The organism is Streptomyces albicerus (genome assembly GCF_008905045.1).
GTDB lineage: Bacteria > Actinomycetota > Actinomycetes > Streptomycetales > Streptomycetaceae > Streptomyces > Streptomyces albicerus.
The window spans coordinates 53,425-77,227 of record NZ_VWMY01000026.1 but is presented as its reverse complement, the minus strand read 5'-3'; the positions used below and the strand labels follow the sequence as shown (position 1 = coordinate 77,227).

The following is a 23,803-nucleotide window of genomic DNA, read 5'->3' as shown; positions in this document are numbered from 1 at the left end:
GTCGCAGCAGCCGTACCCGTCGCGGCAGCCGCACCCGTCGCGTCCGACGTGTCCTTCGCGCGTGTCGCACCCCGCGTCCGCAGTGCCCTGCGGGCCTCCGGGTCGGCCTTGCGGAAGCCGTGGAAGTGGCCGGGGTGGTAGAGGTGCGAGCGCGTGCCGTGCGCGTCGAGGGCCGGGCCGACCAGGAACAGCGTGTGCTTCCAGAGCTTGTGCTCCTTGACGGTCTCCTCCAGCGTGCCGATCGTGCACTTCACGATCAGCTCCTCGGGCCAGGTCGCCTGGTACGCGACCACGACCGGAGTGGAGGTCGGGTAGCCGCCCTCCAGCAGTTCCCGTACGAGCTGCCCGCTGCGGGCGGCCGAGAGGAACAGCGCCATGGTGGTCCCGTGCCGCGCGAACTCCCGTACTTCCTCCCCCGGCGGCATCGGCGTCTTGCCGCCGCCGAGCCGGGTGAGGATCACGGACTGCGCGACCTCGGGGATGGTCAGCTCGCGCTGGGCGAGTGCGGCGACGGCGGAGAAGGAGGAGACACCGGGCACGATCTCGGTCGCGATCCCGATCTCCGCGCACCGGTCGACCTGCTCCTGCGTACCGCCCCAGAGCGCGGGGTCGCCGGAGTGGATGCGGGCCACCTTCAGCCCGTCCGCGGCGGCCCGCTCGTACACGGCGACGACGTCCTCCAACGACATGGTCGCCGAGTCCAGGATCTCGGCGCCCTCCCGCGCGTGCTCGAGGACCTCCGCCTGCACCAGGCTGGCCGCCCAGATCACGACGTCGGCCTCGGCGATGGCGCGCGCGGCACGGAACGTCAGCAGGTCGGCGGCACCGGGCCCGGCCCCGACGAAGGTCACCTTGCCGGTGGGGGCATCGGCCATGGGATGGGGTCCTCTCCTACGAGCACTTCGGGTACTACGGGTGCTTGGGGTACTTCGGTTACTTCGGTTACTTCGCATGCTTGGGGTGCCGGCGGTCCTACGAGACATCAGCGCGCGTGGGCATCGCGGAGTGAGGTGCGTATGCGGGGCTTTCTGACGTACGTCACAGCTTGCCGCCGCGTCCGCCGTCGCGCCGGGCGGGCGCGATGAGCGTCGAGAGGTAGGGCAGCGGCGCGCCGTCCAACTCGGCCGCGGGCCGAATGGACTCGTCCGGCAGCCCCAGCGCGGACCCCCACACCGCGTCGTCGACCCGCCCGGTCTCCCGCAACGCCGCGGCGACCTCCTCCGCGAGCCGCCCGAACTTGTACGCGACGACGGTCCCGGGCCCGTTGAGTGCGTCCTTGAGCACGGCGGCCCCGGCGGTGACGGGCACGAGCGTCAGCGGTTCCGTCCCCTCTGTCAGAACGGCCCCGGACCGGGCGGCGAGGTCCTGCATGGCGGTGATACCCGGCACGGTCTCGACGACGACCCCCGGTACGAGACGCTCGATGGTCTGCGCGAGATAGGTGAAGGTGGAGTACACATTCGGATCCCCGATGGTCGCGAACGCCACGGTCCCTTGGTCACGCAGCAGCCCGGCCACCCGCTCCCCGGCGGCGTCCCAGGCGGCTTCGCGCCGCTCCCGGTCGGACCGCTCGTTCAGCGCGAAGACGACCCGTACGACCTTCGCCTCGGGCACGTAGTGCAGCACGGTCGCTTCGGCGCGCCCCCGCTCCCCGCTGTCCATGACGGGCACGACGACGACATCCGCCGCCCGAAGGCAGTTGACCCCCTTGACGGTCACGAGCTCGGGATCCCCGGGCCCGACCCCGATCCCGACCAGTCTGCTGTTGCTCATGACCCGACACACCTCTCCACAAACCGACGGGCGACGCCGGGCGCGGACGCCCAGTGCGTGTGCAGATAGCTCGCGTGCACGCCCTGCTGTACGAAACCTTCGACTCGCCGCACCGGAGCGCGCAGCCCCCAGGCGGGAGCGGCCCCCGCCCCGGGCTCCATCACGGTCCGGTGAAACTCATGCCCACGCATCCGCGTACCGGCCGGCGCCAGCACGCTGTCGCTCACGGCCACGGCGTCGCGATACCCGAGCGTGAGCCGCTCGTCCATCCGCGCCTTCGCATCGATCACCCCGCACATGGGCTGCCCGTCGAGCTCGCGGGAGAGGTAGAGCAGCCCGGCACATTCGGCGGCGACCGGCGCTCCACTCTCAGCAAGCGCGGCAACGGCTTTGCGGAGGGGTTCATTGGCGGAGAGCTCGGGGGCGTACACCTCCGGGAAGCCGCCCCCGATCACCAACCCACGTGTCCCGTCCGGCAGTTGCTCATCGCGAAGCGGATCGAACGTCACAACTTCGGCCCCGGCCGCGGCAAGCAACTCGGCATGCTCGGCATAGGAAAAGGTGAAGGCGGCACCACCGGCAACGGCAACTATGGGTCTCTCCAGCCCGCCGGCCTCCGGTCCACTGGTCACCTTCGAGCCCAGTCCAGGCACAACCAGCCCGTCCGGCGTTTGAGGACGAGGCCGTTCAGGCCGATACGGGGGTCTGGGGGCGGAGCCCCCAGGGTCGGGAACGGGAAGGGGCGGCGGGGGCGAAAGAGCTACGACCTCAGCCGCATCCCAAGCCGCACCCGACAACACCCCCGCACCGCGCGCCAACGCGAACAACGCATCCAGATCACACCCGTCCCGCACCTGCGCGGCCATCGCCTCCACAGCCGCAACCGCCCCCGCCCGCCGCTCGGCGACCGGCACCAGCCCAAGATGCCGAGACGGCGTACCCACCTGCTCAGCCCGCCGCAGGACACCGAGAACCGGCACCCCCGACTGATCCAACGCCTCCCGCAGAAGCGACTCATGCCGCTCGGACCCGACCTTGTTGAGGATCACCCCACCGATCCGCACCTCCGGATCCCAGGAAGCAAACCCATGCACCAGCGCGGCCACGGACCGAGACAGCGAAGAGGCATCCACGACCAACACCACAGGCGCCCGCAGCAACTTCGCCACATGAGCGGTGGAGGCCAGCTCCCCTTCCCCCGCGGCCCCGTCGAACAGCCCCATCACACCTTCGACGACGGCAAGATCACACCCCCGCGCCCCATGAGCGAACAGCGGTGCGACCAACTCCGCCCCACACAGATACGCATCGAGATTCCGCCCCACCCGCCCGGTGGCGAGCGCGTGATACCCGGGATCGATGTAGTCGGGCCCGACCTTGTGCGAGGACACGGCAAGGCCCCGCGAGGCGAACGCGGCCATCAACCCGGTGGCGACGGTGGTCTTGCCACTGCCCGAAGAGGGCGCGGCAATGACCAGCCGAGGGACGGAAGAACTCACCACTCGATGCCCCTCTGCCCCTTCTGACCGGTGTCCATCGGATGCTTGACCTTGGACATGTCGGTCACGAGATCGGCGAACTCGACGAGCTTCTCGGGAGCGTTGCGCCCGGTGATCACGACATGCTGGGTCCCGGGCCGATCCCGCAGCACGGCGACCACCTCATCGACATCCACCCACCCCCAGTGCATGGGGTACGCGAACTCGTCGAGCACATACAGCTTGTACGTCTCTGCGGCGAGATCCCGCTTGACCTGCTCCCACCCCTCGCGGGCCTTCTCCTCGTTGTCCATCTGGGAGTCGCGCTGCACCCACGACCAGCCCTCGCCCATCTTGTGCCAGTCGACGGACCCGCCCTCACCGCTGGCGCCGAGGACGCGCAGGGCGTTCTCCTCGCCGACCTTCCACTTCGCGGACTTGACGAACTGGAACACCCCGATGGGCCACCCCTGGTTCCAGGCACGCAAGGCGAGCCCGAAGGCGGCGGTGGACTTCCCCTTCCCCACCCCGGTGTGCACGACGACAAGCGGCCGATTCCGCCGCTGACGGGTGGTCAGTCCGTCGTCCGGTACGACACTCGGCTGTCCCTGAGGCATTACGCGGCCCTCCTGCTGTTGCCCTGAACATCCCTGACCAGACCGGCGATCGAGTCGGCCCGCAGCTCGTCCAACGTCACGGCGGCACCCCCCAGCTCACCGGCGAGCTGCCCCGCCAGCCCGAGCCGCACGGGCCCGGACTCGCAGTCGACGACAACGGACGCGACCCCGTCGACGGCGAACAGCCGAGCGGCCCGCCCGGCGAGGGCAACCGGCTCCGGCCCGCCCGCCACCCGGCCACCGCCCCTGGCCGAGGCGCTTCGCGCCGCCCCTCCTTCTGTCGCGCGCCCATCGGTCACGACCACCACCAGCGCCCGCCGAGCCGGATCCCGCAGCCGCTCCACCCGCAACACGTCACGCGCCCGGAGCAACCCGGCCGCGAGCGGCGTACGCCCACCCGTGGGCAGCGACTCCAGCCGCACCGCGGCCGCGTCCACCGAAGAGGTGGGCGGCAGCGCGACCTCGGCCGAGGATCCCCGGAAGGTCACGAGCCCCACCTTGTCCCGCCGCTGATAGGCGTCGAGCAGCAGCGACAGCACCGCACCCTTCACGGCACTCATCCGCTGCCGGGCCGCCATCGAGCCGGAGGCGTCCACGACGAAGAGCACGAGGTTCCCCTCACGCCCCTCCCGCGTGGCCTGCCGCAGATCGTCGCGCCGTACGACGAGCCCTGGCCCGCACCGCCCGCGCGCCCGCTGATGCGGCGCCGCGGCCTGCACGGTGGCGGCCAAGTGCAGCTTGGTGAGCGCCCCTTGGGGCCGTCGCGCCCCGGTGGTCCGCCCGTGCTCGGTACGCGCCCGTGACCGCCGCCCGGCGGCACCCTCGCCCAGACCCGGCACACTCAGCATTTTCGTGCGAAAGGGTTCGGCGGCCCGTACGGGGGCCTGCTCGCCCGCGCCTGGAGACGGCGCCTGCCCGCTCTCGGAGGGCTCGCCCTGCGCGGGCACCTCACCGGAACTCTCGGCGTTGCCGTCGCCGCTGCCGTCGTCGGGCCCGTCCTGAGGCGACTGCCCGCCACCCCCGCCAGGCCCGTCCGGATCCGGATCCTCGTCGCCAGAGCCGTCGGAGCCGTCAGAGCTCTCGGAACCGCCGGAGTCGTCGGAACCCTCCCCGCTCCCGAACTCCTCCAACGTCTCGTCGAGCTTGTCCTCGTCAAGTCCCGGCGCGTCAAAGGGATTGCGTCGCCGTCGATGCGGCAGGGCGAGCAGCGCGGCCTGCCGCACATCCTCGGCCAGCACATCCGTCCGCCCTGCCCACGCGGCCAACGCGGTGGCGGTCCGGGCCATCACGATGTCGGCCCGCATGCCGTCCACCTCGAACGCCGCACAGGTCGCCGCGATCTGCCTGAGCGCCCCGTCCCCGAGCCGCACGGACGGCAACAGCTCCCGCGCGGCCACGATCCGCGCACGTACCGCCGACTCCTCGTCGGCCCACCGCGCCGCGAACCCGTCCGGATCGTCGTCGTACGCGAGCCGCCGCCGCACGACCTCCACCCGCTGGTCGGGCTCACGTGAGGCCGCGACCTCGACCGTCAGCCCGAACCGGTCGAGCAACTGCGGCCGCAGCTCGCCCTCTTCCGGGTTCATGGTCCCGACGAGCAGGAACCGCGCGGCATGCCGTACGGACACACCCTCGCGTTCCACGTACGAGGCACCCATCGCGGCCGCGTCCAACAGCAGGTCGACGAGGTGGTCGTGGAGGAGATTGACCTCGTCCACGTACAGGATTCCGCGGTGCGCGTCGGCCAACAGGCCCGGCTCGAAGGCCTTCACGCCCTCGGCCAGCGCACGCTCGATGTCCAGCGCGCCCACGAGCCGGTCCTCGGAGGCGCCGACGGGCAGTTCGACCATCCGGGCCGGACGGGACACCCCCGCCCCCACCTCGTGCGGCCCGTCCGGACACGCCGGGTCGGGAGCGGTGGGCGCACACGAGAACCGGCACCCGGCGACGACGTCCACCTCGGGCATGAGCGCCGACAGCGCGCGCACAGCCGTGCTCTTCGCGGTGCCCTTTTCGCCGCGCACGAGTACGCCGCCCACCGCGGGCGACACGGCGTTCAGCAGCAGCGCGAGCCGCAGGTCGTCCTGGCCGACGACGGCCGTGAACGGAAACGGGGTACTCACTGGTCGTCACCCTCCAAGTCGCCCTCGAGCTCCAGGTACGTGGCGCGCAGCCGCTCCAGCGTGTCGGCGTCCGGCTCGGCCCACAGCCCGCGGTCCGCCGCCTCGAGGAGCCGTTCCGTGATGCCCCGCAGCGCCCAGGGGTTGGACTTCTTCATGAAGTCCCGGTTCTCCGCGTCGAAGACGTACTCCGCGCTGAGCTTCTCGTACATCCAGTCGTCCACGACCCCGGCCGTGGCGTCGTACCCGAAGAGGTAGTCGACGGTCGCCGCCATCTCGAAGGCGCCCTTGTACCCGTGGCGCCGCATCGCCGCCATCCAGCGCGGGTTGACGACCCGGGCGCGGAACACGCGGTGCGTCTCCTCGCCGAGGGTGCGGGTCTTCACCTGGTCCGGCACGGCGGAGTCACCGACGTACGCCTCGGGGGAGGCTCCCGTCAGATGGCGCACCATGGCGACCATGCCGCCGTGGTACTGGAAGTAGTCGTCCGCGTCGACGAGATCGTGCTCGCGGGTGTCGACGTTCTTGGCGGCCACGGCGATGCGCTTGAACGCCGTCTCCATGTCCCCGCGCGCCGCCCGTCCTTCGAGCCCGCGCCCGTACGCGTAACCGCCCCACACCGCGTACACCTCGGCGAGGTCCGCGTCGGAGCGCCAGTTGCGCGCGTCGATCAGCGGCAGCAGGCCGGCCCCGTACGCGCCCGGCTTGGAGCCGAAGATACGGGCCGTCGCGCGCCGCCGGTCGCCGTGCTCGGCGGTGTCCTCGTCGGCGTGCGCGCGGACGTAGTTCCGGTCGGCCGGCTCGTCCAGGTCCGCGACGGCCCGTACCGCGTCGTCGATCAGCCCGACCACATGCGGGAACGCGTCCCGGAAGAAGCCGGAGATCCGGACCGTGACGTCGATGCGCGGCCGGCCCAGCTCCTCCAGACCTACGACCTCGAAACCGGTCACCCGGCGCGACGCGTCGTCCCACACCGGCCGGCAGCCCAGCAGCGCCAGGATCTCCGCGATGTCGTCGCCCTGCGTACGCATCGCGGACGTGCCCCAGACCGTCAGACCGACGGACTTCGGATACGCGCCGGTGTCCTGGAGATACCGCTGGACGAGCGAGTCGGCGAGCGACTGCCCGACCTCCCAACTCAGCCTGGACGGGATCGCCTTGGGGTCGACGGAGTAGAAGTTGCGCCCGGTCGGCAGGACGTTCACGAGTCCGCGGGTCGGCGAGCCCGAGGGCCCCGCCGGGATGTATCCGCCGTCAAGCGCCTTGAGGATGTGGTCGATCTCGTCCGTCGTACGGGCGAGCCGCGGCACGACCTCACGGCAGGCGAACTCCAACACCGCGACGGCGTCCGGGAGTTCGGTGCCCAGCACGTCGCGTACGAGAGCCGGGACTGCCGTGACGTCCCAGCCGCGCTCCTCCATGCCCTCCGCCGCCCGGCGGCACAGGATCTCCAGGAGGTCGATCGCGTCCGCCGCCGTCCGCGAGGGGCCCGTGACCAGGTCCGTCAGCTCGACCGGCACCTTCACCGGCGCACCCGGCTCGCCCAGCAACTCCTTCTCGACCAGGCCGAAATGCTCGGCGAGGCACGCCCGCAGCCCCGGCAGCGCGTTCGCCGCGCCGCCCCACACCTGCGAGGCCCGCAGCACGGCCAGCACGAGGTTGACGCGCGGCTCGGCCTCCGGGCCGCCGCCCAGGATGTGCAGTCCGTCGCGGATCTGCACGTCCTTGATCTCGCAGAGATAGCCGTCGATGTGCATGACGAACTCGTCGAACGCGGTGTCGTCCGGCTGCTCGTCCACATGCAGGTCGTGGTGCAGCTCGGCCGCCTTGACCAGCGTCCAGATCTGGGCCCGCACGGCCGGCGCCTTCGTCGGGTCCAGGTCGGACACGAGCGCGTACTCGTCGAGGAGTTGCTCCAGCTTCGCGAGATCGCCGTATGTGTCCGCGCGCGCCATCGGCGGTACGAGGTGGTCGACGACCGTGGCGTGCCCGCGGCGCTTGGCCTGGGTGCCCTCGCCGGGGTCGTTGACGATGAAGGGGTAGATCAGGGGGAGTTCGCCGAGGACCGCGTCCGGAGCGCAGCCCCCGCTCAGCCCGAGTCCCTTGCCGGGCAGCCACTCCATCGTGCCGTGCTTGCCCATGTGCACGATCGCGTCCGCGCCGAAACTGTTCTCGAGCCACCTGTACGCCGCCATGTAGTGGTGCGACGGCGGCATGTCCGGGTCGTGGTAGATCGCGATCGGGTTCTCGCCGAAGCCGCGCGGCGGCTGGATCATCACGACGACGTTCCCGAACTGGAGGGAGGCCAGCACAATGTCGTCGCCGTCCACGTAAAGGGAGCCCGGCGGCTCGCCCCACGCCTCCAGCATCCCGTCGCGCAACTCGGGGTCGAGCTTGTCGAACCACGCCTGATAGTCGGCCAGCGGGACGCGCGCCGGGGCGGCGGCGAGCTGTTCCTCCGTGAGCCATTCGACGTCGTGGCCACCGGCGTTGATGAGCCGGTGGATCAACTCGTCGCCGTTGTCCGGGTATTCGGTCAGGGCGTACCCGGCGTCCCGCAGCGCGTCGAGGACCCGTACCGCTGAAGCGGGGGTGTCGAGTCCGACCGCGTTCCCGACCCGTGAGTGCTTGGTCGGATAGGCGGTGAAGACGAGCGCGAGTTTCTTGTCCTCGTTCGGCTTGTGCCTCAACCGGGCGTGGCGCACGGCGATTCCGGCGACGCGCGCGGCCCGCTCGGGGTCGGCGACGTACACCGGGACATCGTCGGGGCCCTGCTCCTTGAAGGAGAAGGGGACCGTGATGAGCCGTCCGTCGAACTCCGGGATCGCGACCTGCATCGCCGCGTCCATGGGGGACAGGGCGGCGTCGGACGCGTCCCACGCGGCCTGCGAGGAGGTGAGACAGAGCCCTTGCAGGACAGGAATGTCGAGGATGGTGAGCGCGCCGACGTCCCAGGCCTCCTCGGCGCCGCCGGCGGACGCCTCCGAGGCGTGCGTGCCGCCGGCCGCGAGGACGGTGGTGATCAGCGCGTCCGCGCCGTCGAGGAGCTCGTACACACCTGACTCGGCGCCGCGCAGCGAACCGCAGTACACGGCAAGGGCGTTGGCGCCGCGCGCTTCGATCGCCTCGCACAGGGTGTCCACGAACGCGGTGTTGCCGCTCAGCTCATGGGCCCGGTAGAAGAGCACGGCCACGGTCGGGCGGACCGTGTCGAGCACAGGGTCGCCGTGGACCCCGTACTCCGGCATCTTCCGCGGCTCTTCGAAGCCCTCGCCGGTCAGCAGCACGGTGTCGGAGAGGAAGCGGGCCATCTCGGTGAGGTTCTCCGGGCCGCCCTCGACGAGGTAGCGGAGCGCCTCCGCGACGACGCCGGCGGGCACGGACGACTCGGCCATCAACTCCGCGTCGGGGACGGTCTCCCCGCCGAGCAGCACGGTCGGGATGCCGGACGCCTTCAGCGCGGCGAGCCCGTCCTCCCAGGCCCGCTTGCCGCCCAACAGCCGTACGACGGCGATGTCCGCGCCATCGAGGAGCGCGGGAAGCTCCTCCGCGACATCCACGCGGGTCGGATTGCCGATCCGGTACGCGGCGCCGGAGGCACGGGCCGCCAGCAGATCCGTGTCGGCGGTCGACAACAACAACACTGTGCTCATGCGGGTGCTCCCGGTGGAATGAAAGGCAGTCCTGTCGGCGCGCCGGACTCGATGAGCCGCCACAGCGCGTCCGTGTCCGCGTGTTCCTCGATCAGATCGCCGAGCCGGTCCAGCTGCTCCTCGCGCAGCGCCGCGAACGACGTGCCGACGGCCGGTACGAAGCGACGGCCCGCGGCGGCCGCCACCTCGCGCAGGAAGGCGCGCCGGAAACCGTCCGCCTCCAGCGAGCCGTGCCAGTGCGTGCCCCAGACCTCGCCGACCCGGCAGCCGTCCAAGAAGGGTTCCCCGCCCGTGACCTGGGCGATGCCGTGATGGATCTCGTACCCCTCGACGTGCTCGCCGAGCGCCTCGCCGACGGGCCGCGTGAGGGTCTTCTCGCGCGCGAACCGCACGCGTACGGGGAGGAGTCCGAGCCCTTCGACATGGCCCGCGCGCGACTCGACCTCGTCCTCGATGTGTTCGCCGAGGACCTGGAAGCCGCCGCAGATGCCCAGGACGGGACGCCCCTCCGCGGCCCTTCTGGAGATGGCGTCCGCGAGCCCGCGCTCCCGCAGCCACTCCAGGGCCCTGACCGTGCCCCGGGTGCCGGGCACGACGACCAGGTCGGCGTCGGCCAGCTCCTCCGCCCGGTCCACGAACCGCACGACGACGCCCGGTTCGGCGGCCAGGGCGTCCACGTCCGTGAAGTTGGACATCAGGGGGATCGCGCAGACGGCGACGCGGAGGATGTCCTCACCGACGGGGGAGGAGACCTCGGACTCCCGGACCGAGCCCCTCAGCGAGACCCGCAGTCCGTCCTCCTCGTCGATGCCGAGGCCGTGCCGGAAGGGGAGAACCCCGTACGTACGACGCCCGGTGAGGCTCTTCAACATGTCGAGGCCGGGCTCCAGCAAGGACACGTCACCGCGGAACTTGTTGACGAGGAACCCGGCGACGAGCTCCTGGTCCTCCCGCGACAGCAGGGCCACCGTCCCGAAGAAGGAGGCGAAGACACCCCCACGGTCGATGTCGCCGACCACGAGCACGGGCAGCCGCGCATTGCGCGCGATCCCCATGTTCACGATGTCCGTCCGCCGCAGATTGATCTCGGCGGGACTGCCCGCCCCCTCACAGATCACCGCGTCATACGTGCCCCGCAACTCGGCCAGGCAGTCCAACACGGTCCCGAGCAGCGCCTCCTGGCGTCCGCCGTGGTAGCCGCGGGCACTCAGCTCTCCCACGGGCCTGCCCATGAGCACGACCTGACTGCTCCTGTCACTGCCCGGCTTGAGCAGCACGGGATTCATCAGCGCGGTGGGCTCCACGCGCGCGGCCTGTGCCTGCATGGCCTGCGCCCGCCCGATCTCCGCGCCCTCCCGCGTGACGAACGAATTGAGCGACATGTTCTGCGCCTTGAAGGGCGCGACCTTGACGCCCTGCCGCACCAGCCACCGGCAGATCCCGGCGGTCACGACGCTCTTGCCCGCGTCGGAGGTGGTGCCGGCGACGAGCAGCCCCCCGCTCATGACGTACGCCCTTTCAGGAGGAGCCGCCCGGCGACACTCACGCCGAGCGCGAGCCAGCTCACGCGCCGCGAGAGCCGTACGGCCCGCTCGATGTCCCCGACCTCCACGGCCCGCCCCTCACCATTGAGTACGGGCCGGTGCTCGACCCTTCCCGCGTACGAGAGCGTCCCGCCCAGCCGCACACCCAACGCCCCCGCGAACGAGGCCTCCACGGGCCCGGCGTTGGGGCTCGGGTGCTTGGCGGCGTCGGCGCGCCAGGCGTTGACGGCCCTCCGCGGACTGCCCCCGGCAACGGCCGCGAGGACAGCCGTCAGCCGGGCCCCCGGCCACCCCGCGACATCGTCGAGCCGGGCCGAAGCCCACCCGTACCGCCGGTACTTGGCCGACTTGTGCCCGACCATGGCGTCCAGCGTGTTGACGGCACGGAACCCGACGAGCCCCGGCACACCGGCCGCGGCGCCCCACACGAGGGCGCCCACCACGGCGTCGGAGGTGTTCTCCGCGACGGACTCGACCACGGCCCGGGCGATCCCGCCGGCGTCCAGCGCCTGCGGATCCCGCCCGCACAGGTGCGGCAGCCGCTCCCGGGCCACCTCGACGTCCCCGGCGGCGAGCGCCCCGCCGACGGCCCGGGCCTCACGTCCGAGCGACGTCCCGCCCACGACGGCCCAAGTGGCGGCGGCGGTCAGCGCGATGGACGCGGTACGTGACGTACGTACGGAACGGCTCGCGAGCGCGGCGAGTCCGGCGGCACCACCCACACACACGGCGGTGTGCAGGGCGCCCCACCCGCGGTGGTCCCGCCACAGCACCCGCTCCACGGCTCCCGCGGCCCGCCCGAACGCGGCGACCGGATGTCCCCGGCGGGGATCGCCGAGCAACAGGTCACCGAGGAGGCCGGCGGCGGCGCCGTACGCGAAGACGCGATCGGCACGCATCGGTTCAGCCCGCCGCTACGTAAGACGGAATCCTCGTCCGCAGCACCCTCGTACTGGGCACACTGGTCCACAACAGGCGGCCGCGCATGGCGATATGTCCTCACTCAGGGTGTCCACGCCCTGGTTCGACGAGACCGACGGCGAGAGTTCCTGGCTCCCGGGGGATGAATTCCCCGGTAACAGTGGCGGGACCGCGCCGGATTCACACCGGCTTCCTCTCCTGCCGCCGTACATGGCTCCGGCAGTCCACCACGCCCGCGAACACCCGTCAACTTGCTGTTGACCTGCGAAGGGAGAGTGTGCTGAGGCCCACACGGGGATACGACGACGCCCCGCCGACCAGGGGGTCGGCGGGGCGTCGTCGTACAGGCGGAGGTGCGGTGGGCGTCAGGCGACGATCAGATAGATCCCGTACGTCACGGCCGCCGCGCAGGCCGCGAAGCAGGCGTACGCGCCGGTGACCGCGAGGGTCGCGGAGTCGCCCTGGGCGGAGGCCGCCTCGCGCTTGGAGAGGCCGACGATGCCGAGGGTGAAGAGGCCCACGAGGGCGACGGTGACGATGAGGCTGACTCCGAAGACGGAGCCGAGGGCTGCCCAGTCGATGTGCATGCTGTTGCTTCTTCCGGTGTGGTCAGACCGTGGCCGACGTCGTCGGCTGGTCCGTCGGAACCTCGGGGGCGGGAGTCGGGGCGGCGGCCACGAGGTCGTCGGTGACGCCCGCCGGGGGCGGTGTGACGACGGCCATGGCGGTGGTCACCACGCCCGCGGGCTCCTCGGCGTCGTTGACGTTGGTGTGGTCGACCACCTGGCGGCGGGAGGCCAGCCAGATCGCGGCGCTGGAGGCGACCAGGAAGACGGCGACGACGCCCGTGCCCCAGCTGCCGAAGGAGGTCAGATACTCGGCGAGCGCGGCCACCAGAGCCGCCGCCGGCAGGGTCAGACCCCAGGCGACGAACATCCGGGTGGCGGTGGACCAGCGGACCACGCCGCCCTTGCGGCCGAGGCCCGCGCCCATCACGGCGCCGGAGACGGAGTGGGTGGTCGAGAGGGAGAAGCCGATGTGCGAGGAGGCCAGGATGACCGTGGCCGCGCTGGTCTGGGCGGCGAAGCCCTGCTGCGGCTGGAGGTCGGTCAGGCCCTTGCCCATCGTGCGGATGATGCGCCAGCCGCCGAGGTAGGTGCCGAGCGCGATGGCCAGACCGGCGGAGAGGATGACCCAGACCGGCGGGTCGGAAGCCGGGGCGATGGCGCCGCCGGTCACCAGGGCCAGGGTGATGATGCCCATGGTCTTCTGCGCGTCGTTGGTGCCGTGGGCGAGGGAGACCAGGCCGGCGGAGGCGATCTGTCCGGCGCGGTAGCCCTTCGCGGAGGACTTCTCGCCGGTGTGCTTGCCGAGCCTGTACGTCAGCCGGGTGGCCAGCATCGCGGCGAGACCCGCCACGATCGGAGCGGCTATGGCGGGGATCAGGACCTTGGTGACGAGCACGTCGCCGTGGACGGCGCCCAGCCCGGCCGAGGCGACGGTGGCGCCGATCAGGCCGCCCATCAGGGCGTGCGAGGAACTGGACGGGAGTCCGACGAGCCAGGTCAGCAGATTCCAGAGGATGGCGCCGACGAGCGCCGCGAAGATCACCTCGGGTTGTATGCCGTCCTCGTTCACCAGCCCCTTGGAGATCGTGTTGGCGACCTCCACGGAGAGGAAAGCGCCGACAAGGTTCAGGACGGCGGACATGGCCACCGCGACCTTGGGCTTGAGTGCACCGGTCGAGATGGTGGTGGCCATCGCGTTGGCGGTGTCGTGGAAACCGTTCGTGAAATCGAACGCGAGTGCGGTGATCACCACAATCGCGAGGATCAGCGAGAAGTTTTCCATTTACCCGAGCTTCTGTTGGACGTCATTGGCTCGTGGACCGTAGGCAACCTGAGTGAACGGAAGATGAACTGAAGCAGGCTGTGGGGTGTCTCGCAACAAAGCGCCGCCATTCCGGGGGTGCCGGAGTGGCGGCGCGGTCGTTCGAACGCAGGCGGAATGTCGGGTTCCGCCACCTCTTGTGCGTGCTGCGTGCGGCTGCGCTAGCCCTTCGCGAACTTCCTGAGCTGAGCCTGGGATCCGTTGAAGAGATTCTGGTCACCCGGCAGGCTGCCGCCGTTGTCGTACTGCCAGATCGTCCAGAACCTCCAGCCCGACGGCAGTGACCCCGCCGACGAGCTGTAGCGGGCCAGCCACAGCGGATGGTTCGAGGCGAAGGCGGAGCTGTTGCCGGTGCACATCTTCCACCAGTTGTAGTTGGTGTAGATCACCGGGCGACGGCCGGTCTGCCGCTTCACCTCGTTGCTGAAGGCCTTGATCCAGCTGACCATCTTGCCCTTGCTCAGGCCGTAGCACTTCTTCTTGCCGTATGGGTTGTACTCGATGTCCAGCGCGGGCGGCAGCGTCCAGCCGTCCGACCGCCAGCCGCCTCCGTTGCGTACGAAATACGCGGCCTGGGTCGTCCCCGACGACTTGTGCGGCAGCGCGAAGTGGTACGCCCCGCGGATGATGCCCGCGTTGCGCGCGCCGTTGTACTGCTGGTTGTAGTACGGATTGCGATACGTGTGCGACTCGGTCGCCTTCACGTAGACGAACTTGGCGCCTTTGCTCTTCGTGCTCGACCAGTTGACGTTCTTCTGGTGCGAGGACACGTCGTGACCCTTGGGCTTGGCGGCCGCCGAGGCCGGCACCTCGGCGAGAGCGGTGCCACCAAGCGCCAGCGTCGCCACGGAGGCCGCGACGAGTCGGGCACGCTGACGGGACGGTTTGCGATCACGAGCCATATTTCCCCCCGGAATGGCGACGCGCATGACAAATCCCCCAGAGGCTACTGGAAGATCCTTGAAAGCCCGTCGTATGCCGGTCATTCGCTCCCGGCGGCCGATTCGTGCCCGTCTGCGCCCTTTCGGACGAGCGGCTTCCGCCCTAAAGTGCCCCGCCCACGCGGAGGTTGGGGTACCCGGCTGGCAGGATCGCGGCATGGCTGAGCAGCGGCGGGACACGGGAGACGGACGGGACACGGGGGAGCGGGGCGCGCCCCCGGCACGGGAGGCGCTGGAGCGGGCGTGGGACGACCTCGTGGCGACGGCCCGCCGCACGGTGGCCGAGGGTCTGGTCGTCGGCACGTCGGGCAACGTGTCGGTGCGCGTCGGGGACACCGTCCTGGTCACACCGACCGGAGTCCCGTACGACCGGCTGACGCCCGAGGACCTCTGCGGGGTCTCCCTCGACGGGCGGCGGGTACTCGGTTCGCTCGTTCCGACCAGCGAACTGCCCATGCATCTCGCGGTCTACCGCGCCACCGACGCGCGCGCCGTCGTCCACACCCACGCCGTGCACGCCACGGCCGTCTCGACCCTCGTCACCGAGCTCCCGCTCATCCACTACATGGCCGCCGCGCTCGGCGGCCCCGTCCGCGTGGCCCCCTACGCCACCTACGGCACGGAAAAGTTGGCCGAGAACATGCTCCGTGCCCTTCGCGACCGCACAGCCTGTCTCCTCCAGAACCACGGCACCCTCACATACGGACCCACCCTCTCCCAGGCCTACGACCGCACGGCCCAACTGGAATGGATGTGCCGGGTCTGGCTGACGGCCTCGTCGGTTCCGGGGTACACGCCTACGTTGCTGACGGAGGAGCAGGTGGCGGAGGTCGGGGTGCGGCTGAGGGGATACGGCCAGCCGTAGCCCGGCGGGGAGCGGCTGTACGGTCGACGGCGACCTTCCCGCGCTGTCTTCCCGCGCTGTCCTTCCCGCTCTGACCTCGACAGTGACCTTCCCGCTCTGACCTCGGCGGCGACGTTCCCGCGCTGATCTCGGCGGTGGCTCTCCCTCGCCGATCTGCGATGGCGACCTTCCTCGCCGACCTGCGACAGTGACCCTTCCTCGCTCCAGGCCTCTTTGCTGACGCCGGCGTCTGATCCCCGCCGCAACGGCGCTCAGCCGACACGCACCGTTCCGGCGGTGCCGAACCCACCGTTTCCCCCATCTCCTGCAGCCACAGACGACGCCGAGCCGTACCGAACACCCCCGCCCCGCTCCACTGGCCGACAACGGGCTCCGTCAGGAGACTGGACCCGTGCGCACTGTGAAACCGACGGCCGCAGCCGTCACCGTCGCCATAGCCGGCGCAGCCACCGTCGCCGCCACCGTGGCGGCGGGCCGCTTCGCCAGCGACGCCGCGCTCAAGGCGCCGCCGGGCAAACCGCTGCCCACCGAACCCCGCCTCACCGTGCACGCCACGGCAGCGGGCCGCATCACCCTGACCCGCGCCCTGGCCTCCCAGCGCCCCGGCGTGTACGGCCTGAGCGGCAACGGCAGCCACGCGGTCGTCGGCCCGCTCCTGAACGCCGCCCCGCACTCCGCCGACACCGTCGTACGCCGCCTGGAACGCGTCACCCACGGCACCCTGGGACCCGGCGACAAGGTGTGGTTCACCCCCGGCGTGCACATCGGCAACCCGAGCACCGCCCTCGGCCTCGACCACGCCGACGTGGACGTCCCCGGCGAACTCGGCGCCCTGCCCGCCTGGTTCGTGCCCGCCGCCCGCGACACCTGGGTGATCACCGTGCACGGCCTCGGCACCACGCGCGAACACCCCATGAACGTCATGGAGTTCCTGCACGGCCACCAGTTCCCCGTCCTCGACCTCGCCTACCGCGGAGACCTCGGAGCGCCCCGCCCACCCGACGGCCTGAACCACCTCGGCGAAACCGAATGGCGCGACCTGGACGCGGCCATCCGCTACGCCGTGCGCTACGGCGCCGAGCGGGTCGTCCTGCACGGCTGGTCCACCGGCGCCACCATGGCCCTGCGCGCCGCCGCGCACTCCGCGCTGCGCGACCGGATCTCCGGCCTCGTCCTGGACTCGCCCGTCCTCAGCTGGGAGACCACGCTGCGCGCCCTCGCCACGGCCCGGCGCACCCCGGGCGCCCTGCTGCCGCTGGCCGTCCGCGCCGCCCAGGGCCGTACGGGCCTGCACGGCGACCGCATCCAGGGCGCCGCCGACCCCGATCGGCTCAAGGTGCCGGTCCTCGTCCTGCACGGTCCCGACGACGCGGTCGCCCCATGGGCACTCTCACGCCGCCTGGCCGACCGCCGCCCCGACCTCGTCACGCTGCACACCGTCCGGGGCGCCCCGCACGGCGCCATGTGGAACGCCGACCCGGCGGGCTACGAGGAAGCCCTTCGCCGCTTCCTCACCCCGCTGATGTAGCCACCTCCCCACCCTGGTGTCCGGGCTTCTTTTCCACCCGGCTCGAGAGCTTCCGTTTAACCCTGTACCAGCTGACCGTTCGCGCCCCAGGAGCGCCGTGGGACCCGGTGCGTTGGCCACCTCTGTCGCCCCGCGTGACATTCCGTTTGGGTTTTCGGACCGTCAACCGGAAGACTGCCCCCGTGACGTCCCGTATCCCGCGCGACTCCAGGCTCCGACTCGTCCGCCCGCGAACCCTGGCCGCCGCCCCCCGAGCGATGACCCAGAGGCCCACGCGCCGACCCGCACCCCGCCCGCCGGAGGGCACACCGGCGCCCGCGGAACTCGCACGCATGGCGCGCTCCGTACTCGCCGGCGCGGCCCGCGTCGCCCGCTGGGCCGACGCCGCCCTGAGCCCCGGCCGGGCCCGCGACGGCGCGGCTTCCGACGGCAACCACGACGGCAGCTCCGAGGGCAAGGGCACGCTCTCCGACGCGACCGCCCAACGGGCGGCCACGGACCTGGCCCTGACCCCGGCTCAGGCCCGCGCGGACTGGGACACCGCACGTCTCGCGGGACTCGTCGAGGTGCACGGCGGCATCGCGCGCCCCGGCTGGCGGCTGCGCGCCTGGAACCGCGACGACAGCGCCGTACTGCGCGGCTGGGTCGCCCTCTTCGACGCCTGGTCCATCGGCCACCCCGGACCCGACGGGCGTGAGCCCGCCGCCGTCGCCGAGGTCGTCTCCGCGATGCCGCAGGTCCTCTCCTTCCTCCAGCTGTCCGCAGGACCCGTCCCGGTCCCGCAACTCCTCGACCTGCTCGAACAACGCGTCACCGAACTGCGCACCGAGCGCTGCGAAATCCCCTACGGCCCGCAGCTGGAGCCCGTGGAGGACCCTGCCGAGGACACCCCGCTGGCCCCTCTCCTCGACTGGGCCCTGCACGCCCTCGCCGCCGTGGGCGCACTCACCTGCGCCGACGGCCAGGCCACGCTCACCCCGCTCGGCAGCTGGGCCGTCTGGGTCAAGCTGGAGCAGATCTGCGTCGCCGCACAGAGCCCCGCCGGGAACATCGAGCAGGGCGCCGAGGACATGCTCCGCGGCTGCGCCCAGCTGCGGCCCAACGCGGCACGCGCCGAGTACCGAGCCTGGCTCGCCGCCCGCCCCGTCGGCAGCGCCGTCACCGAACTCCTCGACGCCGCCCGGGGCGAGGACGCCCTCCTGCGCGGGCTCGCCTTCGAGGCCCTGCGCGTCGTCGGCGCCCCCGCCGAGCCGGACGTCCGCGCCGTGGCCGACGAGACCTATCTGCGCCCGTACGCCCTGCTGTGGCTCGCCGAGCACGACGGGCACGACCCCGAGGACGCCCACGAGGTGCTCACCCGCGAGGAGGCTACCTGGCTCTGGGTGGACACCGCCGCGGCCGTCGCCGACCACGGCGAAGCCCCGCTCCTCGTACGCCACTTGGAGTCCGCCTTGCAGGCGACCGTCCCCGCGCTCCTCGACGAGGTACGCGCGGTCGGCCACCCCCGCACCGTGCAGGTCCTGGTCGCGCTCGCCGCCGCCCACCCCGACCCGGCCCTCGCCAAGGCCGTACGCCGCGCCGCCTTCCAGGTGCACACCGGAGGCAGCTAGTCGCTCCGCGAGAAGGCGGGGAAACGGCGAATGCGGTGGTTCGGCTGCGGGTCGGCCGTGGCTGGTCGCGCAGTTCCCCGCGCCCCTTACGGGGCCGGGGCGGGGCCGGGCGTCACGCCGTTATCTCGGGGGCGTACGTACCGAAGCTCCAGATGTTGCCCTCGATGTCCCGGGCCATGTAGTCCCGCGAACCGTAGTCCTGGTCCGTCGGGGGCATCAGGATCTCCGCGCCGTGGTCGACGGCTTGCTGGTGGTGTGCGTCGATGTCGTCCACGACGATGTACACCCCGGTGTGCGTAGAGCCCTTCATCGCCTCGTCGAAGCGGCCGCCGGTGCCCTTGGAACCGAGCATCACCGCGCCGTTGCCCTGCACCAGCTCCGCGTGCAGGACCTTGCCGTCCTCGCCCTCGTACACCGACGCCTCGGTGAAGCCGAACGCCTCCGTGAGCTGCTTGATCGCGGCCTTCGCGTCCGCGTACAGCAGCGTCGGGTAGATGCTCGGGCGCCCGCCGTCCGTGCCTGCCATGCGGATCACTCCTTTTTGTCCCCTTGTCGGAACATCGCCTGAATGTGACCTGCTCCACAGTCTTGCACCCGGCACTGACAACGCCCTGCCCAGCCGGCTCCGGGCGGACCTCCGAACGGGGGACACCCCGCCACCCGCCCGCCGTGTCACGACGGCAGTCACGGCCGGACCCGCCCGGCGTGGCTACGCTCTGCGCCTGTTCCGTGGGCTGTGGGCCGTGGTTACCGAAGGGGGCGCAGTGGTCGTTCTGCCGGGCGAGGCGACGGAGGAGAGACCGGCCACTCCGGCGGCCCTGGAAGGCACGGCTGTTGAAGCCACGGCACTTGACGCCACAGCCCCTGAAGCCATGGCCCCTGAGACCGCGGCTCCGGAGACCCCCGCCACCGGCTCCCGCCTCCTCCGCACCGCCCTCGGCCTCCTCCTGGCCGCATCGCTCCTCGCCGCCGCCCACCAGGTGCGGCCCACTCCCTACGGAGACCACTTCACCGCCCACGCGCGTGTGGAGCACGCGACGGCACCCGAGCACGCGACGGCACCCCGGCTGCGTACGCACGGGGCGACCGTCGAGGCGTACGACGGACGGACCGGCGAGCTCCGCTGGACCCACGCGCGCGAGGGCCGTCGCCCGCTCACCGTGCTCCCCGCGCGCGGGGAGGCGATCACGCTCTGGGACGACGGACTGGTCACCGACACCGCCCGCGGCGCCGTCCGCTGGCACCGGGCCCTCCCCGACGCGGCCGGCCTGCTCGCGGCCCACGGCGGCGCCGGAGTTCTGCGGGCCCTCGACCGGGGCATGCTCGCCGTCGTCACCCCGGAGCGCATCACCGCGTACCGCATCGCGGACGGCGACCTGCGCTGGGTGCTGCCCGCCCGAAGGGGCTGCGCCTTCGAACCCGCGCGTGGGATGCGTCACGGAACGGTGCTTCTGGTCGCGCAGCCCTGCCCGGAAAGTGCCTGGACCGCCCAGCTCATCGCCGTGGACGACCTCGGCAGGATCACCCCGCACCGCACCCCGCTGGGCAATGAGCGTCACAGTCCCGAACACCCGCACACAGGAAAAGTGGTTGCACCGCCCCGTTAGACTTGGCCCATGGCCATTCTCCTCGCGCATTAGACGGCGTGAACGACCTCAGCCGCCCACTCCGTCATCGACCCTGCCCAGGAGTCTGTCCGTGATTTCCGCCTCCGGTATCGAGCTGCGCGCCGGCGCCCGCATCCTCATCGAGTCCGCCACCTTCCGTATCACCAAGGGCGACCGCATCGGCCTGGTAGGCCGCAATGGAGCGGGAAAGACCACGCTCACCAAGGTCCTCGCAGGCGAGGGCATCCCCGCCGGGGGCACCGTCGCCCGCTCCGGCGAGGTCGGTTACCTCCCGCAGGACCCGCGCACCGGCGACCTCGACCAGCTCGCCGGCGACCGCATCCTCTCCGCCCGCGGCCTCGACACCCTGATCCGCAAGATGCGCGAGAACGAACAGCGCATCGCGAACGGCTCGGGCGCCACCCGCGAGAAGGCACTCAGGCAGTACGAGCGCCAGGAGACCGAGTTCCTCACCAAGGGCGGGTACGCCGCCGAGGCCGAGGCCGCCACCATCGCCGCCGCGCTCAACCTCCCCGACCGGGTGCTCGGCCAGCCCCTCCATACGCTCTCCGGTGGTCAGCGCCGCCGTATCGAGCTGGCCCGCATCCTCTTCTCGGACGCGGACACCCTGCTCCTCGACGAGCCGACGAACCACCTCGACGCCGACTCGATCGTCTGGCTGCGCGACTACCTGAAGACCTACCGCGGCGGCTTCATCGTGATCTCCCACGACGTCGACCTGGTCGAGACGGTCGTCAACAAGGTGTTCTATCTGGACGCCAACCGCGCCCAGATCGACGTCTACAACATGGGCTGGAAGCTCTACCAGCAGCAGCGCGAGGCCGACGAGAAGCGCCGCAAGCGCGAGCGGCAGAACGCCGAGAAGAAAGCCTCGGCGCTCCACTCGCAGGCCGACAAGATGCGCGCCAAGGCCACCAAGACCGTCGCCGCCCAGAACATGGCCAAGCGCGCGGACAAGCTCCTCGCGGGCCTCGAGGCCGAGCGGAAGTCCGACAAGGTCGCCAAGCTGCGCTTCCCCGAGCCGTCCCCCTGCGGCAAGACCCCGCTGATGGCCGAGGGCCTGTCGAAGTCGTACGGCTCGCTGGAGATCTTCACCGACGTCGACCTGGCCATCGACAAGGGTTCGCGCGTCGTCATCCTCGGTCTGAACGGCGCCGGCAAGACGACCCTGCTCCGGCTCCTCGGCGGCGCCGAGAAGCCCGACACCGGCCAGGTCATAGAGGGCCACGGCCTCAAGCTCGGCTACTACGCGCAGGAGCACGAGACCCTCGACCCCGAGCGCACGGTTCTGGAGAACATGCGCTCCGCGGCCCCCGACCTGGACCTGGTCCAGGTTCGCAAGACGCTCGGCTCGTTCCTGTTCTCCGGCGACGACGTGGACAAGCCGGCCGGAGTCCTCTCCGGCGGCGAGAAGACCCGTCTCGCGCTCGCCACCCTCGTGGTGTCGTCCGCGAACGTGCTCCTCCTCGACGAGCCGACGAACAACCTCGACCCCGCCAGCCGCGAGGAGATCCTCGGCGCCCTGCGCACCTACAAGGGCGCCGTCGTCCTCGTCACCCACGACGAGGGCGCCGTCGAGGCACTCCAGCCCGAGCGGATCATCCTCCTGCCCGACGGTGTCGAGGACCTGTGGGGCGCCGACTACGCGGACCTGGTGGCCCTCGCCTGAGCCGCCCCGCCGCCCGCGCCCGAGCCCCGCGTACGCCCGGAGCGTCGGTCAGCGGCGCTTGATCGAAAGACTGATCCACTGCGTATGGATCATTCGGCCGATCCGTGATCCATCATCTGTGTGAGATCTCCTCGTACCGAGGTGTGTCCTACATCGATTTCCCGGCCGGGCCCTTCGTTCCCAAGGGCCCGGCCGCCGCGCGTCGCTGACCTGGACCTTCGTCGATGAACCCGTTCGGCCGTACGGACAAGCGCTGGCGGAATGCGGGATTCCGCTCGTGGTGACGGGCTTCCGCGTCCCAAAGCTTGTCCCACGGACCTTGCCGAATGGGTGGCCAGGAAGCTCTTGAGGGGTGATCATGAGAAGTCCAGAGCGCACTTCCCATGAGGAGGCACGGGTGGCCGAGACTCTGAAGAAGGGCAGCCGGGTAACCGGCGCCGCGCGCGACAAGCTCGCGGCAGACCTGAAGAAGAAGTACGACTCCGGTGCGAGCATCCGGGCGCTGGCCGAGGAGACCGGCCGCTCGTATGGCTTCGTACACCGGATGCTCAGTGAGTCGGGCGTCACGCTTCGTGGGCGTGGCGGAGCGACGCGGGGCAAGAAGGCCGCGTCGGCCTGACGCCGGGCGGCTCCTCGTACCTCGATGGTGGCCACCCGGTCGGTCGGATGACCGCCCGGGTGGTTACTGTGCAGTCACTTAAGGGTGTGCTCCTACGGCACCCGCTCTGACCGCACCCATCGGAGGCGCCCCATGGCTTCGTTCGACCCGCTGCTCGACAAGGACGGCGTACGGCTCACCGTCGACGACGCGCTCGCGACGGTGACGCTGACCAACCCGGCCAAGCGCAACGCGCAGAGCCCCGCTCTGTGGCGGGCGCTGGCCGAGGCGGGGCAGTCGCTGCCGGGCACCGTCCGTGTTGTCGTGCTGCGCGCGGAAGGCAAGTCCTTCTCCGCGGGGCTCGACCGGCAGGCGTTCACGCCCGAGGGGTTCGACGGCGAGCCGTCCTTCATCGATCTCGCGCGCGGCTCCGACGCCGAGCTCGACGCGGCCATCGCCGGATACCAGGAGGGTTTCACCTGGTGGCGGCGGAGCGACATCGTGTCCATCGCCGCCGTGCAGGGGCATGCCATCGGGGCGGGCTTCCAGCTTGCCCTCGCCTGTGACCTGCGCGTCGTCGCGGACGACGTGCAGTTCGCCATGCGCGAGACCAGCCTCGGGCTCGTGCCCGATCTCACGGGTACGCATCCGCTGGTGGGGCTCGTGGGGTATGCGCGGGCGCTGGAGATCTGTGCGACGGGTCGGTTCGTGCTGGCCGAGGAGGCCGAGCGGACCGGGCTCGCCAACCTGGCCGTGCCTGTCGACCAGCTCGACGGCGCCGTACGTGATCTTGCGGGGGCGCTGCTGGCTGCGCCGCGGGACGCTCTCATCGAGACGAAGGCCTTGCTGCAGGGTGCGGTTGACCGTACGTATGCGGATCAGCGGGTTGCCGAGCGGGCGGCTCAGGGGCGGCGGTTGAGGGATCTTGCGGGGCTTTCCGACTGAGGGGTCCGTACGACGGCCTGTCT

General features: G+C 71.3%; 18 protein-coding genes, 1 pseudogene and 1 riboswitch. Of the genes and pseudogenes, 7 read left to right on the top strand and 12 right to left on the bottom strand.

Annotation, left to right across the window (positions count from 1 at the left end; genetic code table 11):
- Positions 1 to 62 precede the first annotated feature (62 nt).
- The 11 genes and pseudogenes from cobM to GAS53_RS24095 form a co-directional block, all read right to left on the bottom strand.
- A pseudogene (gene cobM / locus GAS53_RS24145) lies at positions 63 to 875 on the bottom strand (precorrin-4 C(11)-methyltransferase); the annotation flags it as partial.
- 163 nt (positions 876 to 1,038) lie between these two features.
- Positions 1,039 to 1,773 (bottom strand): precorrin-2 C(20)-methyltransferase, encoded by a 735-nt coding sequence (gene cobI / locus GAS53_RS24140; protein WP_404829278.1) that lies wholly within the window; start codon positions 1,771 to 1,773, stop codon positions 1,039 to 1,041.
- Positions 1,770 to 3,272 carry a cobyrinate a,c-diamide synthase gene (locus GAS53_RS24135; RefSeq protein ID WP_151479793.1) on the bottom strand — a complete coding sequence of 501 codons (1,503 nt, stop codon included), beginning with the start codon at positions 3,270 to 3,272 and terminating at the stop codon, positions 1,770 to 1,772. The genes cobI and GAS53_RS24135 overlap by 4 nt, the downstream gene beginning before the upstream one ends.
- Positions 3,269 to 3,868 carry a cob(I)yrinic acid a,c-diamide adenosyltransferase gene (gene cobO / locus GAS53_RS24130; protein WP_151479792.1) on the bottom strand — a complete coding sequence of 200 codons (600 nt, stop codon included), beginning with the start codon at positions 3,866 to 3,868 and terminating at the stop codon, positions 3,269 to 3,271. The genes GAS53_RS24135 and cobO overlap by 4 nt, the downstream gene beginning before the upstream one ends.
- Positions 3,868 to 5,991, bottom strand: coding sequence for a putative cobaltochelatase (locus tag GAS53_RS24125; RefSeq protein WP_151479791.1), 2,124 nt, complete (start codon positions 5,989 to 5,991; stop codon positions 3,868 to 3,870). Before GAS53_RS24125 ends, cobO begins: the two co-directional genes overlap by 1 nt.
- Positions 5,988 to 9,641 (bottom strand): cobaltochelatase subunit CobN, encoded by a 3,654-nt coding sequence (gene cobN / locus GAS53_RS24120; protein WP_151479790.1) that lies wholly within the window; start codon positions 9,639 to 9,641, stop codon positions 5,988 to 5,990. Before cobN ends, GAS53_RS24125 begins: the two co-directional genes overlap by 4 nt.
- Positions 9,638 to 11,146: a cobyric acid synthase gene (locus GAS53_RS24115; RefSeq protein ID WP_151479789.1), complete on the bottom strand. Its 1,509-nt coding sequence runs from the start codon at positions 11,144 to 11,146 to the stop codon at positions 9,638 to 9,640. The genes cobN and GAS53_RS24115 overlap by 4 nt, the downstream gene beginning before the upstream one ends.
- Positions 11,143 to 12,084, bottom strand: coding sequence for a cobalamin biosynthesis protein (locus GAS53_RS24110; protein WP_151479788.1), 942 nt, complete (start codon positions 12,082 to 12,084; stop codon positions 11,143 to 11,145). The genes GAS53_RS24115 and GAS53_RS24110 overlap by 4 nt, the downstream gene beginning before the upstream one ends.
- A 122-nt stretch (positions 12,085 to 12,206) precedes the next feature.
- A riboswitch (cobalamin riboswitch) is annotated at positions 12,207 to 12,350 on the bottom strand.
- Between the two features lie 121 nt (positions 12,351 to 12,471).
- Positions 12,472 to 12,693 (bottom strand): hypothetical protein, encoded by a 222-nt coding sequence (locus tag GAS53_RS24105; RefSeq protein WP_151479787.1) that lies wholly within the window; start codon positions 12,691 to 12,693, stop codon positions 12,472 to 12,474.
- A 22-nt stretch (positions 12,694 to 12,715) separates the two neighbouring features.
- Positions 12,716 to 13,957 (bottom strand): inorganic phosphate transporter, encoded by a 1,242-nt coding sequence (locus GAS53_RS24100; RefSeq protein ID WP_151479786.1) that lies wholly within the window; start codon positions 13,955 to 13,957, stop codon positions 12,716 to 12,718.
- A gap of 200 nt (positions 13,958 to 14,157) precedes the next feature.
- Complete coding sequence (locus tag GAS53_RS24095; RefSeq protein ID WP_151479785.1) at positions 14,158 to 14,898, bottom strand: lysozyme; 741 nt, start codon at positions 14,896 to 14,898, stop codon at positions 14,158 to 14,160.
- Positions 14,899 to 15,094: 196 nt separating this feature from the next.
- On the opposite strand from GAS53_RS24095, the gene GAS53_RS24090 reads away from it, so the two are divergent.
- From GAS53_RS24090 to GAS53_RS24080, 3 genes are all read left to right on the top strand, one after another.
- Complete coding sequence (locus GAS53_RS24090; RefSeq protein ID WP_151479784.1) at positions 15,095 to 15,802, top strand: class II aldolase/adducin family protein; 708 nt, start codon at positions 15,095 to 15,097, stop codon at positions 15,800 to 15,802.
- Positions 15,803 to 16,193: 391 nt separating this feature from the next.
- Positions 16,194 to 17,330 carry an alpha/beta hydrolase family protein gene (locus tag GAS53_RS24085; RefSeq protein WP_151479783.1) on the top strand — a complete coding sequence of 379 codons (1,137 nt, stop codon included), beginning with the start codon at positions 16,194 to 16,196 and terminating at the stop codon, positions 17,328 to 17,330.
- A 182-nt stretch (positions 17,331 to 17,512) separates the two neighbouring features.
- A complete protein-coding gene (locus GAS53_RS24080; protein ID WP_192583254.1) occupies positions 17,513 to 18,940 on the top strand; it encodes a hypothetical protein in 1,428 nt (475 codons plus the stop codon).
- 112 nt (positions 18,941 to 19,052) lie between these two features.
- Here GAS53_RS24080 and GAS53_RS24075 read toward each other — a convergent pair whose 3' ends face one another.
- Positions 19,053 to 19,466, bottom strand: coding sequence for a VOC family protein (locus GAS53_RS24075; protein ID WP_151479782.1), 414 nt, complete (start codon positions 19,464 to 19,466; stop codon positions 19,053 to 19,055).
- Between the two features lie 346 nt (positions 19,467 to 19,812).
- Between GAS53_RS24075 and GAS53_RS24065 the strand changes: the two genes are divergently transcribed.
- The 4 genes from GAS53_RS24065 (at position 19,813) to GAS53_RS24050 (ending at position 23,780) form a co-directional block, all read left to right on the top strand.
- Positions 19,813 to 20,547, top strand: a complete 735-nt coding sequence (locus GAS53_RS24065) for a PQQ-binding-like beta-propeller repeat protein (RefSeq protein WP_151479780.1) — start codon at positions 19,813 to 19,815, stop codon at positions 20,545 to 20,547.
- Between the two features lie 91 nt (positions 20,548 to 20,638).
- On the top strand, positions 20,639 to 22,237 hold the full coding sequence (locus tag GAS53_RS24060) for an ABC-F family ATP-binding cassette domain-containing protein (RefSeq protein ID WP_151479779.1): 1,599 nt from the start codon (positions 20,639 to 20,641) through the stop codon (positions 22,235 to 22,237).
- A gap of 397 nt (positions 22,238 to 22,634) precedes the next feature.
- The gene (locus GAS53_RS24055) at positions 22,635 to 22,856 is read left to right on the top strand and encodes a helix-turn-helix domain-containing protein (RefSeq protein ID WP_006123601.1); all 222 of its coding nucleotides are present in this window, start codon (positions 22,635 to 22,637) and stop codon (positions 22,854 to 22,856) included.
- Positions 22,857 to 22,988: 132 nt separating this feature from the next.
- Positions 22,989 to 23,780 carry an enoyl-CoA hydratase/isomerase family protein gene (locus GAS53_RS24050; RefSeq protein ID WP_151479778.1) on the top strand — a complete coding sequence of 264 codons (792 nt, stop codon included), beginning with the start codon at positions 22,989 to 22,991 and terminating at the stop codon, positions 23,778 to 23,780.
- The last annotated feature ends 23 nt before the right edge of the window (positions 23,781 to 23,803 follow it).